Annotated in this window: 17 protein-coding genes; 9 read left to right on the top strand and 8 right to left on the bottom strand. The window is 69.8% G+C overall.

The window, feature by feature from the left end:
• Positions 1-68 precede the first annotated feature (68 nt).
• The 4 genes from ACE1OC_RS43170 (at position 69) to ACE1OC_RS43185 (ending at position 3,398) form a co-directional block, all read left to right on the top strand.
• Positions 69-410: a DUF5713 family protein gene (locus ACE1OC_RS43170; RefSeq protein ID WP_407842155.1), complete on the top strand. Its 342-nt coding sequence runs from the start codon at positions 69-71 to the stop codon at positions 408-410.
• Positions 411-592: 182 nt separating this feature from the next.
• Complete coding sequence (locus tag ACE1OC_RS43175; RefSeq protein WP_407842156.1) at positions 593-1,123, top strand: hypothetical protein; 531 nt, start codon at positions 593-595, stop codon at positions 1,121-1,123.
• Positions 1,124-1,241: 118 nt separating this feature from the next.
• The gene (locus ACE1OC_RS43180) at positions 1,242-2,306 is read left to right on the top strand and encodes a hypothetical protein (RefSeq protein WP_407842157.1); all 1,065 of its coding nucleotides are present in this window, start codon (positions 1,242-1,244) and stop codon (positions 2,304-2,306) included.
• A gap of 189 nt (positions 2,307-2,495) precedes the next feature.
• Positions 2,496-3,398, top strand: a complete 903-nt coding sequence (locus ACE1OC_RS43185) for a Ku protein (RefSeq protein ID WP_407842158.1) — start codon at positions 2,496-2,498, stop codon at positions 3,396-3,398.
• On the opposite strand, the gene ACE1OC_RS43190 is transcribed toward ACE1OC_RS43185, so the two are convergent.
• Positions 3,381-4,031, bottom strand: coding sequence for a uridine kinase family protein (locus ACE1OC_RS43190; RefSeq protein WP_407842159.1), 651 nt, complete (start codon positions 4,029-4,031; stop codon positions 3,381-3,383). The two genes, ACE1OC_RS43185 and ACE1OC_RS43190, sit on opposite strands and share 18 nt — an antisense overlap.
• A 1,118-nt stretch (positions 4,032-5,149) precedes the next feature.
• Between ACE1OC_RS43190 and ACE1OC_RS43195 the strand changes: the two genes are divergently transcribed.
• On the top strand, positions 5,150-5,383 hold the full coding sequence (locus ACE1OC_RS43195; protein WP_407842160.1) for a hypothetical protein: 234 nt from the start codon (positions 5,150-5,152) through the stop codon (positions 5,381-5,383).
• Between the two features lie 272 nt (positions 5,384-5,655).
• On the opposite strand, the gene ACE1OC_RS43200 is transcribed toward ACE1OC_RS43195, so the two are convergent.
• Together ACE1OC_RS43200 and ACE1OC_RS43205 are read right to left on the bottom strand one after the other, a co-directional pair.
• Entirely contained in the window at positions 5,656-6,195 is a 540-nt protein-coding gene (locus ACE1OC_RS43200; RefSeq protein WP_407842161.1) for a hypothetical protein, read from the bottom strand.
• A gap of 150 nt (positions 6,196-6,345) precedes the next feature.
• On the bottom strand, positions 6,346-6,795 hold the full coding sequence (locus ACE1OC_RS43205) for an NUDIX domain-containing protein (protein WP_407842181.1): 450 nt from the start codon (positions 6,793-6,795) through the stop codon (positions 6,346-6,348).
• Between the two features lie 90 nt (positions 6,796-6,885).
• Here ACE1OC_RS43205 and ACE1OC_RS43210 point away from each other — a divergent pair, with 90 nt between their 5' ends.
• Positions 6,886-7,380: an NUDIX hydrolase gene (locus ACE1OC_RS43210; protein ID WP_407842182.1), complete on the top strand. Its 495-nt coding sequence runs from the start codon at positions 6,886-6,888 to the stop codon at positions 7,378-7,380.
• 79 nt (positions 7,381-7,459) lie between these two features.
• The gene (locus ACE1OC_RS43215) at positions 7,460-8,755 is read left to right on the top strand and encodes a UDP-glucose dehydrogenase family protein (RefSeq protein ID WP_407842162.1); all 1,296 of its coding nucleotides are present in this window, start codon (positions 7,460-7,462) and stop codon (positions 8,753-8,755) included.
• Positions 8,756-8,809: 54 nt separating this feature from the next.
• Here the strand turns inward: ACE1OC_RS43215 and ACE1OC_RS43220 are convergent, their stop codons facing one another.
• Genes ACE1OC_RS43220 through ACE1OC_RS43235 form a run of 4 tightly spaced genes read right to left on the bottom strand, consistent with a single transcriptional unit; the run spans position 8,810 to position 12,777 of the window.
• Complete coding sequence (locus tag ACE1OC_RS43220; protein ID WP_407842163.1) at positions 8,810-9,157, bottom strand: MazG-like family protein; 348 nt, start codon at positions 9,155-9,157, stop codon at positions 8,810-8,812.
• A complete protein-coding gene (locus ACE1OC_RS43225; RefSeq protein ID WP_407842164.1) occupies positions 9,154-10,008 on the bottom strand; it encodes a class I SAM-dependent methyltransferase in 855 nt (284 codons plus the stop codon). Before ACE1OC_RS43225 ends, ACE1OC_RS43220 begins: the two co-directional genes overlap by 4 nt.
• A gap of 25 nt (positions 10,009-10,033) precedes the next feature.
• Positions 10,034-11,305 (bottom strand): hypothetical protein, encoded by a 1,272-nt coding sequence (locus ACE1OC_RS43230; RefSeq protein WP_407842165.1) that lies wholly within the window; start codon positions 11,303-11,305, stop codon positions 10,034-10,036.
• A gap of 5 nt (positions 11,306-11,310) precedes the next feature.
• A complete protein-coding gene (locus tag ACE1OC_RS43235; protein WP_407842166.1) occupies positions 11,311-12,777 on the bottom strand; it encodes a DNA polymerase subunit beta in 1,467 nt (488 codons plus the stop codon).
• Between the two features lie 292 nt (positions 12,778-13,069).
• Between ACE1OC_RS43235 and ACE1OC_RS43240 the strand changes: the two genes are divergently transcribed.
• Together ACE1OC_RS43240 and ACE1OC_RS43245 are read left to right on the top strand one after the other, a co-directional pair.
• A complete protein-coding gene (locus ACE1OC_RS43240) occupies positions 13,070-14,341 on the top strand; it encodes a hypothetical protein (protein ID WP_407842167.1) in 1,272 nt (423 codons plus the stop codon).
• Positions 14,342-14,350: 9 nt separating this feature from the next.
• Positions 14,351-14,896, top strand: coding sequence for a GNAT family N-acetyltransferase (locus tag ACE1OC_RS43245; RefSeq protein ID WP_407842168.1), 546 nt, complete (start codon positions 14,351-14,353; stop codon positions 14,894-14,896).
• Between the two features lie 169 nt (positions 14,897-15,065).
• Here ACE1OC_RS43245 and ACE1OC_RS43250 read toward each other — a convergent pair whose 3' ends face one another.
• Positions 15,066-15,608 carry a GNAT family N-acetyltransferase gene (locus tag ACE1OC_RS43250; protein ID WP_407842169.1) on the bottom strand — a complete coding sequence of 181 codons (543 nt, stop codon included), beginning with the start codon at positions 15,606-15,608 and terminating at the stop codon, positions 15,066-15,068.
• Positions 15,609-16,350 lie beyond the last annotated feature (742 nt).

Below are 16,350 nucleotides of genomic sequence, written 5' to 3' on the forward strand. Positions count from 1 at the left end.
AGGGCGTCGTTGTCAGTGGTGCGGTGCATGATCGGCGCGTCACGTCTTCGCGGAGGTAGGAGAGCGCCATGCCGATCACAAACCAGCAGATAGCGGGACACGCGTTCCTGTGGCAGATGTACAACGACTCATATTTTCCAGATCGTGTAGTCGACCACGGGAAGGCGATCCTGCTGCGGCTGTGCGAACGAATTGAGGTCGAGAAGCCGTCTGATCTGGGGACCTTGTATTCGCTGACCCAGGCTGCAACGGAGGAGTTCAACCTCTGGGACGGGGAGCTCGCGGCAGCCGGAAGCGGGATCGAGACGGTTGCACGTGAGTGGATCTGTGACGAGTTTTGTTTCGTCGCGTCGGCATACGGCTTCACGGATGCGGCTTCGGAGGTGCTGACCGCCGGCCGGGACTGGTGAACGATGGCGGACCGCGCTCTCGCCCACCGCCGCCTCGACGTCTCGTGGCCCCTCATCCGGGACCAAATCCAATGGACAGTCCAGCCAATGCGGCTGGGCCTGACCAGAGCCGAACCAACCCGGTCGGCCTGGTGGGGGTAGGTTGATCACCAGTTGGCCGGAGGCCCTGGGGAGGAGCTGCTGTGACAGAGATCGAGGTCCCGGGTCCTGAGCCCGACTGGCAGCCAGCGACGCAACCGCCCTACTACACCGGCAAGAACCCCGCCAACCAGTACAGCGTCTGGGAGCACTCCGCTCCGCTGTTCCAGGTGATCGGAGTGCTGGCGTTGTCGGTGCAGCCGGTCGCTCAGCGGCTCCGTTTGCACGTGGAGCGGTCGTGGGACGGGCTGGACGAGCTCGACGTCGTTCTGTTCCGGCTGGAAGGGTTCAGCTTCGCGATCAGCAAGCACGACGGCAATCCTCTCGGCGTCTCGTACGTCTGGCTCACCCAGCCGCACGAGCAAGCCGACATGGCCCTGGACACGCTCCTGGCGGTGGTCGGGCTCGGCGAGGAGGCCGTCTCATTCCGCGGAGACCCTCGCGAAGATCCAGCAGAGCAGACCGCCACGGCACGGGATGTTGGCTCCCCCGAGGGAGTCGCCGGCACCACCTTGCCGACCTCACTGTGGGCAAGGTTCCGGCACGCGATCGGCACGGCATCACCCAGCCCGTAGTCACTCTCGACTCTCGACACGGGCCATTGGGAATCAGTCACACTCGATCGGTAGTCGGCCATCTCGTCCGACAGCTGGCCAGCCCTCGTTGTCGGTACCTGGTGACAAGATCACCAGTATGAGTTTCGTACGCACCACTCCGCCGCGGCCTGTCGAGGTGGCAGCGGTCTTTCCCGAGCTGGCGCCCTTGGCACGTCCTGCGATGCGACTGCATCCGCGTCCGGGGGCACCTTCGGTCAGGGACAGCTCGGTAGGCGGGCCGCTGCTTTGGCCGGCAGGAGAGCCATGGCCGCACTGCAAAGACGCGCACCTGCACGTGGACAGTGGATTCCGTCAGTCGCCGACCGAAGTGCGACTTGAGAGGCTCTTGCAGTTCAGGTGGCGCCCTGACGTCCAACCCACGCTCACGCCCGAGGAGGAGGCGCTCAAGAAGCGCAATGCTGCGTGGCTCGCCAAACGGCTCGAAGCCGGCCCTCCAAGGCCCGCCGAATGCCCGGTCCCGATGCTGCCCGTGGCTCAGCTGTTCCTGCGTGACATACCCCTGTTGCGGCCGCCAGGGCAGGCCGACCTGCTTCAGATTCTCTGGTGCCCGTATGAGCACGATCCGGATTACAAGCCGGCGACCGCAGTGTTCTGGCGGTCGGCCGCGGACGTCGGCGACGTCCTCGTCGCACCACCGGAAGCGTACGAGGCGGACTATCCGGGTTACGTGCCGGAGCCGTGCGTGCTGGCACCAGAAGTGATCACCGAGTACCCCAACAGCCTGGACCTGAGCCCGGAGCTGCAGGAGATGCTGGAGGACTGGAACAGGTGGCAGGAAGGCGGCGCCGGCCTGGCCAGCTCCTACGCGGCGTATCCGCGCGACTTCTATTCCATTCATCTGGGCAACGCCCCCGGCTGGAAGGTCGGCGGCTGGCCCCCGTGGGGCCGCACCGACCCGATCCTCCGGTACTGCGCCGTGTGCGAGGCACAGATGGTCCCGCTGCTGACGATCGCTTCCTGGGAGTGGGACGGCGACGAAGCTTGGGTGCCGCAGGAAGACCAGGCGAACGCCGCTGGCTCTCACTACGCGGGCCAGAACCCCTCGCAGCCGACGAGGGTAGAAGTGGGCAGCACGGACAACATGCAGATCTACGTCTGCCCGACCTCCCCCGATCATCCGCACACCGACCTGATCCAGTGAGCTGTCCCAGCTGGGACGCAGGTGAGGCGATCGACCGGGAGGGACGCATCATGTGTGCGCGTTTCCGCAGGTGAGAGGGCTCCAAGATTTAGCACGCTAGTTGTCCATCGGGGCCAACTAGCACGCTAAGTCACAGTCCTCGCCGGTGGGACGCTGGGAAGAGGGGTCCGCTGCGGTGACGGAGGTCTCTTGAAACCGACATGGAACGGGGCCGTGAGTTTTGGCTTGGTCACGATTCCAGTGGCCCTTGTGCCAGCAACCGAGGACCACTCGATCTCCTTCCGCCAGATCCACACGACGGACGGCGGCCGAGTCCGGTACAGCAAGCGGTGCGAGCTCGACGGCCAGGAGCTCGGCCAGGCTGACATCGGTCGCGCCTACGAGACCGCGACCGGCACGCTCGTTGAGGTAACCGACGCGGACCTCGACGGAATGCCGCTCCCCACGGCCAAGACGATCGACATCGTCTGCTTCGTCCCGGCCGCCTCGATCGACCCCATCGCGGTCGGCACGCCGTACTACCTAATGGCCAGCGGGCCGGCCTCCGCGAAGCCGTACGTCCTGCTGCGCATGGCCCTGGAGCGCTCCAGCAAGGTGGCTGTCGCGAAGGTCGCACTGCGCGGCCGCGAGCGCCTGGCCCTGCTCCGTGTCGTCGGTGACGCCCTGTGCCTGCACATCATGCTGTGGCCGGACGAGCTTCGATCCACTGACGGCGTCAGCACCCCGCCGGCCGACGTGAACCTGCCGGAGGAGGAGGTGCAGGCTGCGATCGCCCTGACCGAGGCGCTCTCGGGCCGCCCTATGGAGGATCTCCACGACGAGTACCGCGAGGCGCTCGAAGCCGTCATCGCGGCCAAGGCGGGAGGCGGCCGGGCCCAGCCCCCCGAGCCGGCCGAAGCACCCAGCGGGCAGGTCGTCGACCTCATGGCCGCCCTGGAGAAGTCGGTGCAGGACGCGAAAGCGGCCCGCGGCGAGCACGGCCAGGAGGACGCGACCGTCCACGAGATCAAGACCGACGCCCCGGCCAAGAAGAAGACGGCGGCGAAGAAGACCGCCGCCCGCGCCCGCAAGACGTCACCCCGCAGCGCCTGACCCATGGCCGAGTCCGCCTTCGCGCGGATCAGTCAGTTGAGCCCGGAGCTCGGCGACGAGTTCGGCTGGAGGGCGCGTTCCGTCGAGGACGATGTCCGCGTGTTCGCGGGTGGGGGCGACGTGGCGGGTGTGGGAGACGCGGCTGGTGCCGTGCCCGAGGAGGCCTGGAGCGGGGTCCTTGCCCTCCCGGATCTTGCGGAGGGTCTTGCGGACCACCCGGATGTCCGCCGGGGTGTCGACGAACGCGGCCACGGTGGCGATAGCGGTGAGCTCAGGGAGGGCGAGGGCGAAGGTGCCCTCCACGATCACGAGCGCGGCGTCGGCGTGCTCTGCGAGCGCGGCGCGGATCCGGGCGGGGTCGAGGGCGAGCGGGTCGCTGAAGTCGACGACCCGGCCTGGCCCGTCGAAGCGGGGAACGCTCGGGGCCACGTCTGGATCGCTGTAGTAGCAGAGGTCCAGGTGGACGAGGGCCGCGTTGGGCACGGCCTCGGCCAGGGCACGGGCGAGAACGGTCTTACCCGAGCCGGCACCTCCACCGATGAGCAGGAGCTGCGGTTTCAGGTGCGGTATGCGGGAGTCCCGTTTCGTAGATCCGCCCAGCTTCGAGGCGCCCATCAGCCCGTGACGGTCCACGAGACCTTCCACTGGTGTGTTGATGTCCTCTCCCGGCGTATCTTGCCGCTGTCTCACTGCGCCTTGCTGCGTTCGCCGTTCCGTCCCACGGTGTCTTATCGCTCGGCCGAACCCGGAGCTTCGCATCTCAGACTCCGGCCTTGGGGACCACCGGGGCGCCCATGACGACGACCACCATGCGCGTACCTGTCCCGCCGACCACCGCGGGCGCGGGCGTGCGGGGGTGCAAGGCGGCAGGGGTGAGACGGGGGCGCGGTCGGCGGCGGGGCGTTTGAAGGCCAGCACGCACGGCGCCTGATCGTGTGGCCGCCGAACACGGACACGGCGGTGTGCTCGTCCTGGAGGACCAGGTGTTCCCCGGAGGCAGGCCAAGGGGGAGGCGGGAAGGTTCGGGCGACGGCGGCCGCGGCTTCGAGGGGCGGGGGTCTCCGTGCGCGGGCGGCCAGGTGATTCTGCAGGCTCGCGCACACCTCGGTGTAGGTGTTGGCGCTGTAGCGCACCGAGAGGCAGGGCAGCGGTCCGGGGCCCGACAGCTTTCCGGGCTCGCTGCGGCACTTTTTGGTGTGTGGTTTCCCCAGCGGATGTTTCTGTTGAACTGGCCAGCAGCCCGGGCCGCGAACCGGCGTTGACCTGCTGGTTCTGCTCGATCGCTCGCCCCTGACGGCCCTTAAAAGCCTCGAAAAACTGTCGATAACAGGCAAAGAAAACCCACGAACACCCCAAAGAGTGATGTCCGATTCTCCGGGTTTCCTGAGGAGAAAAGCGCGTGGAGAAAGAGGGGGCCCTTTTGGGGAAGTCGCGATCCTGTCTTGCTGCGCGCGCAGCAAGACGCGGATTCACGTCTCTGTTTCCGCAGGTCACCAGCCACCTACCTGCCCAGGCAGGTTCCTATCCGGCCAGGCTTCTAGGCCGTTATCAGATAGGTGCGATCCGATAAGGCGCAGCAATGGAAGCCCATGAAGGAATTTGCTGAAATTGCTGGCATGGGGTGGCGCGGTCGAATAATGTCGGCGAGTCAGAGATGGCGGTCACCCGAATTGGATGACCGCCATCGCCAGTGGGTGCGCGCCCTGTTTCCGTCCAAGGGGTCGGGTCGCACCTCTATCTAAGGAGTCATCATGGCGCAGATCGTGCCCGATGTCCCCCGTCCGATCGGGCCCAGCCGGGCCCGGCAGCTCTCGGCCCGGTTCTGGACGATCGTCGGGCTGTACCTGTTCGTCGCCGCCGACCTGAACGACATGATCCCGGCTTCGGTCCGGCCGTGGATCTCCGGGGGCATCCTGCTCACCGTGCTCGTGGTGGTCGTGGTCCGGGCCGACCGGCGCCACCGGGACGGCCGGGGCCGCCGCTGACCTGGTCTCCTGCCGTCTGGGCGGGTCTCGGGGCACCTGGTGCTCCGAGACCCGCCCCTCGTACGTGTCGTGTGGGGGCAGGCTGCGCGTCTTCCCGCAGGCCGACGACCTTGAGCATGTCGAGCAGCATGTCGGTCCTCGGCAGCCTCCCCCTTGGTGTTGTCGCCGAGGCGCGCGAAGCGTTAGAGAACTCCATCGCCAACTCCGAGCGGCTCCAGAACGGTCCGGTAAGCGTGCAGGGGGAAGCCGGTCCGGCCGTGGCGGTCGATGGATCAGACAGTCGGGGATCCGGTGTAGTCGTACCGCCGATACCCTCGTCCGTCCCGGTGCCAGTCCAGGTAGAGGATCACGTCGGCCACCGCCCCGGATGCGGCCCGGGAGCTGATCGTCGGTGTCCGGTAGCGGCCGTCGCGGTCCCCGCTGGGGGTGGCCTTCTCCAGCGGGCTCTTGATGTCTGCGAAGTCCCGCTCGGTGACGACCGCGTCGGTGCCTTGTCGGGCCTGCTTGATCTGGAGTCGAAGCTTCGCCGCATCGAGGATCACCGCGTCCGCGGAGGCGTAGTAGGGCCCGTCCCACTGCGCTTCGGCATAGGCGTGGACGGTCGCTCTGGAGCGAGCCGCACACACTTTGATCTTGATGGTCCAGTTGTCGGGTGCGGGCCCGGTGTAGCCGGCGTCGTCGATGACCTGCTTACTGCTGGAGCACTGATAGCGCAGTGAGACAGCAGAGGCAGCAGATGCCGCTGGCGATGCCGCGGCCAGGACGCTCAGCGCCGTCACGACGGCCAGGACGGGGGCCTTGGTGATGTTCACACCAGGTCAATGCCGGACCTCGGGCCGGCGTCACGGCCGAACCTCACCTGGGTGACACCGCATACACGCGTTCGACCTGAGGTCGTGGGGGAGGGCCGCGTGGAGAATCTGCCCGGCTCCCGTCGGGCCCGGCTACGCCGGGCTGGCTCGTCACACCTCCGGGACGGTTGCCGTGATGAGTGCCGGACGGCCTTCGTGCAGCGCGGCGAGTCCTGCGTGAAGCCGGTCCGCGCGGGCAGGTCCGAGGAACGCGGCGGCCTCGTCAACGGTGACCCAGCGGTGCTCGGCGATGTCGGGATCGAGGGCCAGGAGCTTGACCGCTGTGGAGTCGACGGTGCTGAAGTCGAACAGGAGGATCTGCGTGGGGTGGTCCCAGCCGGGGCTGGGGTGCTCGAAGGAAATGGCGACGAGCGGGCCGGCGGGCAGGACGAGTCCGGTCTCTTCCCTGAGTTCACGCACGGCGGCCTCGGACGGTGTTTCGTGGGCGTCGACCTGGCCGCCGGGGAGTTGCCAGGTCTTGCTCCGCCCGGGCCGGACGATCAGGATCCGGTCGTTCTGGTCGCGGACGAGCGCGTTGGCGCCGACGTGCCAGCGAGGCAGGGTGTTCTTCCGTGATCCATTCCACCCTGCTCGTGCGACAAGCCGCGGCCGACGGAATCACCCGCCTGGTCGCCGGCGTCGCGGTCTTCGATAGCAGGGAGAGGGTGCTGCTCCTGCGGGCGCGCCGCAGGAGACGTGATCCCAGGTCTGTGGGACCTCCCAAGCGGGGTCGTCGCGGAGGCCGAGAGCCCTGAGCAGACTGCGTTGCGGGCGCTTGGCTCGGAAGCCGGCATCCATGGCATCGGGCTCACTGACTACGCCGGCTCCTTCGACTACTCCTTCGACGGAACCATCACCCGGCAGCTCGTCTTCTGCGCCCGCGCCGACACCATTGGGATCGACCTGTCCGCCGTGTACGACGCCTACACCTGGCGGTACGCCGACGCACTGCCCGCGGTCAGCCGCGATGTCCTCGACCTCATCCAGCGCATCGCGCCGCCCAAGCCCCAGCTCGACCCAGAGGAGTGGCATCTCTCCTGGCAGCGGTCCGGCGGGTCGACACCGCAGCTTAGAGATCCGCTGGGGGCCGCACCCGAGGCGGCCCGCGCAGCGCCCCGGGGCGCACCGTGCAGGGGGATAGGGTAGAGGCTTCCCTTTGCGGGCTTGAGCTTGAACTCCCCCGTTCGGCTGGCTGATTCGGGCTGCCGAGATTGGATGGATCACCATGGCGGACCGGCGGAATCGACGGGTCGCGGTCTTCGGCGCGGGCTACATCGGACTGGTGACGGGAGCGTGCCTGGCCGAGCTCGGCCACCGCGTTGTCGTACGCGACATCGACCCGGAGAAGGTCCGGGTCCTGCAGGGCGGCGACGTGCCGATCTACGAGCCGGGCCTGGGCGACATGATCACCCGGAACAAGGAGCGGCTGACCTTTACCCTCGACCTCGACGAGGCTCTTGCGGAGGCAGAGGTCGCCTACGTGTGCGTCGATACGCCGCCGTCGGTGTCCGGTGATGCCGACCTGTCGAAGGTGTGGTCGGTCGTCAGGTCCCTGGCCGCCGCCCCGCACCTGCACACGGTCGTGATGAAGTCGACCGTGCCGGTGGGCACCGGTGTCCGGGCCCGGGCAGCGCTGGACGAGGCCGGCCTCACGGCCACCGGATACGCCTCGAACCCGGAGTTCACCGCGGAGGGCCGGGCCGTGAACGACTTCATGAACCCGGACCGGATCGTCATCGGCGCCGACGAACCGGCCACCGCGGTGCTAATCGCCGAGCTGCACTCGGGCATCGACGCGCCGGTCGTGACGATGGACGTCCGCTCCGCGGAGATGGTCAAGCTGGCGTCGAACGCGCTGCTCGCCACGAAGATCAGCTTCGCGAACGAGATCGCCACCCTGTGCGAGAACACCGGAGCGGACGCGATGGAGGTCCTGGGCGCGGTCGGACTCGATCACCGGCTCGGCCCCCACTTCCTGCGCCCGGGGATCGGCTGGGGCGGCTCCTGCTTCCCGAAGGACTCCGAGGCGCTGCGGCAGCTCGCGAGCAACACGGGCTTCCACCCGCCGCTTCTGTCCGCGGTGATCGACGTCAACAACATCCAAAAGCGCCGGGCGATCCAGAAACTCAAGGATGTCCTCGGGGACCTGGCCGGCCGGGAGATCGTCCTGCTGGGGATGGCGTTCAAGCCGGGCACCGACGACATGCGCGAGGCACCTTCAGCGGTCCTCGCGTCGCGTCTGCAGGCTGAGGGCGCGAGCGTGCGGTGCTGGGACCCGCTGGCCCGGCCCAGTGCGGCGGAGCCGTGGCTCTCCGCGAGGCGGTACGCGAGCCCGGAGGAGGCTCTGGACGGTGCGGACGCGGCGGTCGTGGTCACCGAGTGGGCGCAGCTGCGGGATGTCGACTGGGGGCGCGTGGCCCAGCTGATGCGCCGACCGGTGCTCTTCGATGGACGGAACCTGCTGGACCCGGCCGAGATGCGGGAGCTCGGCTTCACGTACATGTCGGTCGGGCGCCCGTAGCGCTCACACATGCTGCTGCCCCGGCCGGAGGTTCCGGCCGGGGCAGCAGTGCGTTCAGGAGAGCTGGGCGCGGCGGGCGACCGCGAGGACGTGGTCGTCGAGGAGGTCGAGGACGTCGGGCGGTTCGGCGTCGCGGGTGTGGAGGTGGGCGACTGCGGCGAGGGCGGTCATGGCGGTGTCGAGGAGTTCGCGCTCGACGTCCTGCAGTGTGTGGGAGTTCCCCTTCCTCGGGTTCTGGCCAGTGGCGCCGACGAGCGCGGCGATCACCTCTCCGGACTCCTCGCCGACCTTGGTGACCCGCCCCCAGAGCAGCGCCTCCGGGTCGCGGTCCTTGTTGCCGGGCGCCGCGTCGATCCAGGCGGAAACGGCACAGATCAGCGCGCTGGTACGGGTCCTGCTCACGCCGTCCCCCTTGTGGTCGCGCCGGTGGCGGTGTGGGCGACGACGAGGATGTGGGAGGACAGGCCCAGCACGCTCGGCTCGGCCTCGGTCCGCCGGATCGCGGCCAGGACCCGCTCCCGGCCCCGCTCGTCGGCCATCTGTGAGGCGAGGTCCGGTAGGAGCTTGGCCGGCCCCTCCACGGCGAGGAGCCCCTGGACGGTCAGACCTGCGGTCCGTGCCTCGGCGGCGAGCTCGTCCGGGGAGTGGAGGTAGGCGGTGGTCCACAGCCGTTCGAAGTCCCGGCCAGGGTTGCGGTGCTGCCCGGTCGCCAGATGCTCTGCGACCGTCCCCTCGGCGCCGGGCAGAGCGAGCAGGTCCTGGGAGAGCATCTGCCAGACCGTGTAGAAGCGGGACGCGCCGACGGCGATGACCGTGCCGCCGGGCTTGAGGACGCGGGCGGCCTCCGACCACACCCGGGCGCGGCCGGCGGCGGTGGTGAGGTGGTAGAGCGGCCCGAGGAGGAGAACCGCGTCACCGCGGTGCGTCTCGTACGGCAGGGCGCGGGCGTCGCCGCGGCGGACGCTTGCGAGCGGGTACTCGCTCGCCTTGGAGGCGGCGACGGCCTGGTCGGTGTGGAGGGGGACGGGGTCCAGGAGGTGGACGTCGTAGCCGGCGGCGGCCAGGGCGAGCGCGTAGCGGCCGGGCCCGCCGCCGACGTCGTAGACGGTCGCGGGCGCCGCGGGCAGGTGGCGGGCCAGGATGTCCATGGTGCGCCAGAACTCGATCGCGCGGTGTGGGGCGGTCAGACGGTCCTGCTCGTAGCCCTCGTTGTAGAAGTCGAGGACCTCGGGCTCGAGGCTCGTGTCGGTCACCAGGTGTCCCTTCTGCCGGGCGCGGTCACGCCGTGGCGGTGAGGTGGTCGAGGAAGGCGTGTTGGAAGTCGGCGCGACGGGCCCGGTCGTCGGGCGTCATGACGGGACCATGGGCACGGTCGATGACGGAGGCGATGGCGCCGCCGACGGCCGGGCTGGAGCCGATGTAGCTGACGAGCTTGAACTGCATGACGAGGTACCAGTCCTCCTCGCCGACGGTGCTGACGGGCCGGGGCGTGAAGAAGGAGGTGTTGTAGCTGAGGCCGCCCAGAGTGAGGCAGCGGTTCGCGATCCAGGGGCGGGAGGCGAGCAGCCGCAGCTGGGCGGGGGTCACGTCCTTGAGGACGGCACGCAGCCGCATAAGGTCGGCGGCCGCGGGGCGGGAGAGCCAGGGCAGAGCGGTCAGGTTGGAGCGGACGGTGTCGGGCGGCAGCAGGGCCGGCCGCTGCCACGGCGCCGGGGCGTCCGCGTGACCGGTGAAGGCGGTCAGCACGGCGCGATGCGTGGTCTCGGCGGTGGCGTGCAGGGAGCGCAGCAGCACCCGGCAGTCGGCGGTGGTCAGGAACGGAATGCCGGGCAGCCGGAACTTGAGGCCGACCGGCAGGCCGAGGGCGGCGTCCCGGGCGAGGTCGGGCTCAAGCATGTGGCAGCCGGCCGGCAGCGGGGCGGTGCGCAGGGCGTCAGCCATGACCTGGTGGGCGAGGTGGGCGATGGGGTCGACGAGCGAGCGACGGACGGTCACGTCGGCGATGGAGGCCAGCGGCACGGGCCGGGAGCTGGCGCACACGGCGGCGGGCCAGCAGTTGAGGTGCAGGTGGAGGCGCTTGTCCCACCACTGCCCATTGTCGCGGTCGACGGTCGGGTCGCAGTTCCAGCCGATCCCGAGCCGGGACCCGGCCAGACCGAATCGACCGGCGGCCGGGCTTTGGGTGAACTCGGCGAAGGCGCGCGCGGCGTGCAGGAGAGCGGCGAGGACCTTGTCGGGAGTGTTGCCGACGTGGGTGCGCAGAACGTCGTCCCGGGCGACGAGGAGCATCAGGTCATACAGGGAGTGGGGGAAGGCCTTGTCGATCGCGGCGAGGCGCTCGGCGTGGCCGGGGACCAGGAGCTCGCGGAGGATGAACGGCGCGTAGTGCTCGCGGTAGCCGCTGAGGTTGGGGAGCTCCTCGGGCGGTGCTGCGAGTCGGGGTGCTGGCAGGCCCGGGTTGACCGGCAGGTCCCAGGCGGCGGCCGGGTACAGGTCGTCGAGTGTCGCGGTCCGGCCGGGGGCGCGGAGCCGGGCGGGTGCGGTGGTCATGGCGGTCACCTGGACTCGGCGTGAGTGCGGGCGGTGCTGGTGGCGATGGCCCGGCCGGCGGCGATGCCCATCATGGCGGCCTGGACGATCCCCTGGGCGATCCCGGCGGAGTCGCCGACGACGTGGATGGGCAGGCCGGGGACCTTGCAGTCGGCGTCGATGGCCGGCTTGTCCCACAGGAACTCCAGCTCGGGGCCGACCACCAGGACGTCGTCGAGGATGTCGTCCACGCTCAGGCCGAGCCGGGAGTGGTCGAGGATCGAGCCCATGAACCGGCGGAAGCCCGCGGTGAGGCTGGTGTGCTCGGCGTCGGTGAACAGCTGGTCGACGGGACCTGCGGCCAGGTCGAGCACGGACGGCTGGAACGGCATGCCGGCCTGGAGCTCCGACCACGACGTGGCGCCCGTGCGGCGGGTGAGGAAGGCGCGCAGGGTCTGCGCGAACGGCCGGCCGCCGGCGAGCTCGCGGTAGGTGGTGATGAAGGAGTCCCGGGCCTCCAGGGCGTTGCCGCGGTCCTGGACCTGGCACAGCAGGCCGAAGTTCGAAGCCAGCGGCCGGTCGCCGGCGGTCCGCTCGGTGGTCTCGTGTCCGTCGAGGGTGAGGATCGGGTCGCCGAAGGCTTCCTGGTAGTTCGTCACCTTGATCCGTCCGCCGTTGTCCCCGCCGCAGAAGCAGAAGCTCTTGATCTTCTGGGCGTGGTCGAGCTGGGAGACCTTCAGATCAGGGTGCTCCTCGCCGATCGCCTTCAGCAGGCCGACGGCCATCTCCAGGCGCACCCCGACCGAGATGTCCGGCAGCTCGGTGGGCACCCCCAGCTGCTTGAGGAGCTCGGTGGTGGACGTGACGCCCCTGCGCCCGGTCGCCAGGACCAGGTGGTCGCAGCTGATCCTCCGCTCCTCGCTCAGGCCGGTCCGTACGGTGAGCTCCAGGTGCTGGCCGTGCTCCTTGGCGTCGGTGAGTTCGGAGATGTGCCACAGGTCGAGGTTCGGGTTCAGGAGGTCGTGCCAGCCGGCGATGACGGTGGCGAGGTCGCTCTCGCCGATGACCGCGACGGGGTACTCGCGGATCCGCAGCTGGTGGGCGGCGAACGCGTCCACGGCCTGCCCGGTGAGGTTCTCGCCGAGCAACTCGGGTGTGCGGCCGAGAGGCTCGGTCAGCCAGGCGAACGCGGTCTCGCACAACTCGTCCGCCCGGTCTGCGCCGAGGTGCGGGATCAGGCGGCGGCCGGACGGCAGCAAGCTGAGCTTCGCGCCGTCGCCGTAGTGCATGGAGCCCCCGAACCCGCTGATCACGTTGCAGATCCCGGCGCACCCGGTGCATGCGCGGCCGCGGTCGACGGGGCAGGGGCGGCGCCGGTAGGCGCGGCCGGCCTCCAGGAGGAGAATGTCCGTGCCGGGAGCGGCGGTCAGGATCGCTCGGGCACAGGCCAGACCGGCCGGTCCTGCTCCCGCGATGACGACGTCTTTGTGCATCGAGAACCCCCAGGGTCCCTGCCGACCACGCCCACAGGGCGGGGATCGGATGCCGGTGACCGTGCCGGGCCATCGGCGGCCAGGCACGGGCCGCTCCGGTGCGCGGCGGCACCGGGACGGGGCATCAGAAAAGCGTCCACCGCCGAGTTGAAGCGATGTCAGGCGGCCTGGAAATGCTGATGAAATCGCCGCTTTGACCACCCATTTCCAACCCTCCAGGCCTGTCGCCGTGCGTTCGGTGACCGCTACCTTCGAGGGGACGATTCGGCGCGGCTACGGCGCGGGGGTCCCCATGGCAGAACCGAACACCACCTTCCGGCGCTTACGCGAGGAGGAGTGGACGATGAGCCGCCGCGAGGCCGCCGAGTTCCTGGTGAAGAAGTCGATCGAGTACCGCGACCCGGTGCAATGCGTCACGCGGACGATCGCCACGTGGGAGGACGGCACCACCGCCTGCCCCTCGCCGCCGTACCAGCGTCTGCTCCACAAAATCACCGGCCGGACCGTCACCGAGCTCGGATTCACCCCGCCCACGCCCCGTACGGCCAGGCGGACCACGGAAAGCGAGGGCGACATGCGGCGACGCACCATGATCCTGGGAACCGGCGCCGCGCTGCTCACCGCCGCCCACCCCGCACGCGGCAACGCCGCCGCCCTCGACGGCGACCAACTCCAACAGCTCCAGCACGCCGAGCGCACCATCTACGCCCAGGACCGCGACCACGGCTCCGCTGAACTCGGGCGCCAGGCCGCCGCCGCCCTGAACACCGCTTACGGCTGGCTCCGGCAAGGCAGCTACACCGAGCCCATGGGCCGCCGCCTGCACTCCGCCACCGGCAACCTGTCCGTCGCCGCCGGCTGGCTCGCTCTCGACTCCGGCCGCACCCACGATGCCCGCTCCCTCTACACCGAGGCCCTCGCCAACGCCCGGCAGGCCGACGACCCCGGCCTCGAGGCCCACGCCTTCGCCTGCCTGTCCCTCCTCGCCCACTCCACCGGCCGCCCCCGCGAAGCCGTCACCACCGCCCAGGTCGCCCAGCGTCTCGTAGCCCCGCTCGGCTCACCCCGCTGGCTCTCCCTCCTGGCCATGCGCGAGGCCCGCGGCTGGGCCCTCCAAGGCGACCGCGCCCTGACCGAGCAGGCCATCGTCCACGCCCACAACCAGTACGCCCAGGGCCCCCGCGACGCCGACCCGGACTGGCTCGGGTTCTACGTGCCGGCCGAGCTCGCAGGCCTCGAATCCCTCTGCCGCGCCGACCTCGGACAACATGAACGGGCCAGCGCAGGCGCCGAGCAGGCCGTCATGCTCTTCGCCGACGGCCACCTACGCAACCGCGCCCTCTACACCGCGGACATCGCTCTCCACCACGCCCGCAAGTCCAACCCCGACCTTGACGCCGCCGGTGACGCCGCCCACCGCACCCTCGCCTACCTGCCCGAAGTCCGCTCCGAGCGCTTCCTGCGCTCCCTGCGCGATATCGCCGGAACCCTCCAGCCCCACCACCGCACCCGGGCTGTCGCCGACTACCTCGACGCCTACCGCGCCCTCGTCCCCGCCGCCTGAAGGATGCTGATGACCGACACCTTCGCCCTGCGGCGCTACGGCGCCGGCGACGTCGAACTCCTCCTGGACACCCTCGTCGACACCTGGGCCGACGCCCACGCCGAACAACCCGACGTCGCCGACGCCGGATTCACCCCCGACGCCCTGCGCCGACAGATCACCGGCCACGCCCGGCGCGACGACTTCACCCTGATCACCGCGTACGCCGACGGCCACCTCATCGGCTACGGCTACGGCTTCCGCTGCACCCCCGCCTACTGGTACGGCAAAGACCTCCTGCCGCACATCACCCCCGAAGACGCCCGCACCACCGACTCCCTCGCCGGAATCTGCGAACTCGCCGTACGCCCCAGCTGGCAAGGGCAAGGCATCGGCGCCCACCTCCACCAGGCGCTCCTCGACGCGATGCGCCCCCGCTGGGCCTCCCTGCTCGCCATGCCCGGAGCCCCCGCACAGCAGCTCTACCAGCGCCTCGGCTACCGATACGCAGGCCCGTACAAGTCCGGCCCCCAGGGACCAGTCCTAGACCTGCTGCTCCTGCGCACTGACCTATGAGGCGTCCAAGTACACCCTGGTGCTGATACCGCCGGACCGGGCCGCCGGGGCACGTCGAGACGCACGTGCTGTCCCTGCCGAACGGGGGAGGGCCGAGCTCATCGCCAGAACCGGCAGCCGCAGGCCTTTGCCCTGCTCGGGCGCGAGCCGGCTGATCCAGCTGGAGAACCTAGGAAGCGACGCTCTGGGGCTTCCAGTTGCGGGCGAGGAGCCCGAAGAGGAGGCAGTCGCTCCACTCTCCACGCTGCCAGAGGGATTCGGTGCTGCGGCCTTCGAGGTCGAAGCCCGCGCGTTCCAGGAGCCGGGCAGAGGCGGTGTTGCGGGCGTCGCACTCAGCTCTGACGTGGTGCAGGCCCCGGCAGAAGAGGTGGCCGAGGATGCCGTGGAGGGCTTCGATGGCGTAGCCCTGGCCATGGAGGGCGGGGGTGAGGGTGCCGCCGAGCTCGGCCTGCATCAGGTTCTCGTCGAGATTGACGCCGAGGTCACCGACCAGGCTCCGGTCGGCCTTCAACTCGACCGCGTACTGGAACCAGCCGGGTTGCTCCGGGTCAGCCTCGCTGTACTTGCGGACGGCCTCGGCCGCGTCCTCGGCGGAGAGCGGGGAAGGCCAGGCCTGGTAGCGGGCTATCTCCGGGTCGGAGCGGTAGGCGCGAAGAGCCGGGGCGTCGGCGGGCTCGAACCGGCGCAGTAGCAGGCGGGAGGTCTCGATCATCCCGGCATCGTGGCACGGGGAGGGACGCTACGGCGCGGATATCCGCCGGTCTGATTGCGGTCCGATGATCATGGATGAGCGGTTCCGAGAGCCAGATCAGGCGCAGGTGACCCCTATCGGGCCCGTGCGGCATCGCCGTCAGCTCACAAGGGCGGCTGATCTCTTCCCAGGTCGCTCCCGCCGGTCGGTCGGCGAGGATTGCGGCGCGAACGAGTTCCGGGGTCAGGTCGGCGAGGTCGGCGAGGTCGGCGGCATCGGTGCTGTGCAGGCTGGCCTCCGCGTGCTCGTCCGCGACCGCGTCGGCCAGGGCCAGTTCCAGGGCTTCGCACCGGCCTCGGAAGTGCCTGCCGATCTGGAACAGGGCCACCCGAGCACGGAAACGCGGCGGCCCGGCGGCGGAAAACCAGGCGAGCTGTGGGTACTGCAGCAGGCGGGGCCGTGTGCGGGGGCTGAGTTGCTGGGGGTGAAGCGGCGGTCGTGGTCTGGGCCTGCGGCCTCGGCCGGCTCCATGAGCCCGCCGAGGCCACCTTGGGTCAGGGGAAGCGCTGGGTCAGCGCTGCTGGATCCACCAGATGATCCAGCCCATCAGGAAGGCGCCGAGCGTGCCCGCCGCTCCCCGGACGATGCCGTGGCCGGCGACCCGGGCCAGGGACCGGAGTGCCTTGCTGCGCCCGCCGTAGTGGCGGGGGGCCTTCTGCTGCTGGTCACGCGGGGTCGACGTCGAGTGCGTGAAGCCCTTAGG

This window comes from Streptomyces stoeckheimensis, assembly GCF_045822005.1.
Classification (GTDB): Bacteria; Actinomycetota; Actinomycetes; order Streptomycetales; family Streptomycetaceae; genus Streptomyces; species Streptomyces stoeckheimensis.

Bases quoted from the DNA above. Each gene is read 5' to 3' on its own strand.
- ACE1OC_RS43170 (WP_407842155.1), top strand. From the start codon at position 69: ATGCCGATCACAAACCAGCAGATAGCGGGACACGCGTTCCTGTGGCAG.
- ACE1OC_RS43180 (WP_407842157.1), top strand. From the start codon at position 1,242: ATGAGTTTCGTACGCACCACTCCGCCGCGGCCTGTCGAGGTGGCAGCG.
- ACE1OC_RS43195 (WP_407842160.1), top strand. From the start codon at position 5,150: ATGGCGCAGATCGTGCCCGATGTCCCCCGTCCGATCGGGCCCAGCCGG.
- ACE1OC_RS43215 (WP_407842162.1), top strand. From the start codon at position 7,460: ATGGCGGACCGGCGGAATCGACGGGTCGCGGTCTTCGGCGCGGGCTAC.
- ACE1OC_RS43230 (WP_407842165.1), bottom strand. From the start codon at position 11,305: ATGACCACCGCACCCGCCCGGCTCCGCGCCCCCGGCCGGACCGCGACA.
- ACE1OC_RS43235 (WP_407842166.1), bottom strand. From the start codon at position 12,777: ATGCACAAAGACGTCGTCATCGCGGGAGCAGGACCGGCCGGTCTGGCC.
- ACE1OC_RS43240 (WP_407842167.1), top strand. From the start codon at position 13,070: ATGGCAGAACCGAACACCACCTTCCGGCGCTTACGCGAGGAGGAGTGG.
- ACE1OC_RS43245 (WP_407842168.1), top strand. From the start codon at position 14,351: ATGACCGACACCTTCGCCCTGCGGCGCTACGGCGCCGGCGACGTCGAA.
- ACE1OC_RS43250 (WP_407842169.1), bottom strand. From the start codon at position 15,608: ATGATCGAGACCTCCCGCCTGCTACTGCGCCGGTTCGAGCCCGCCGAC.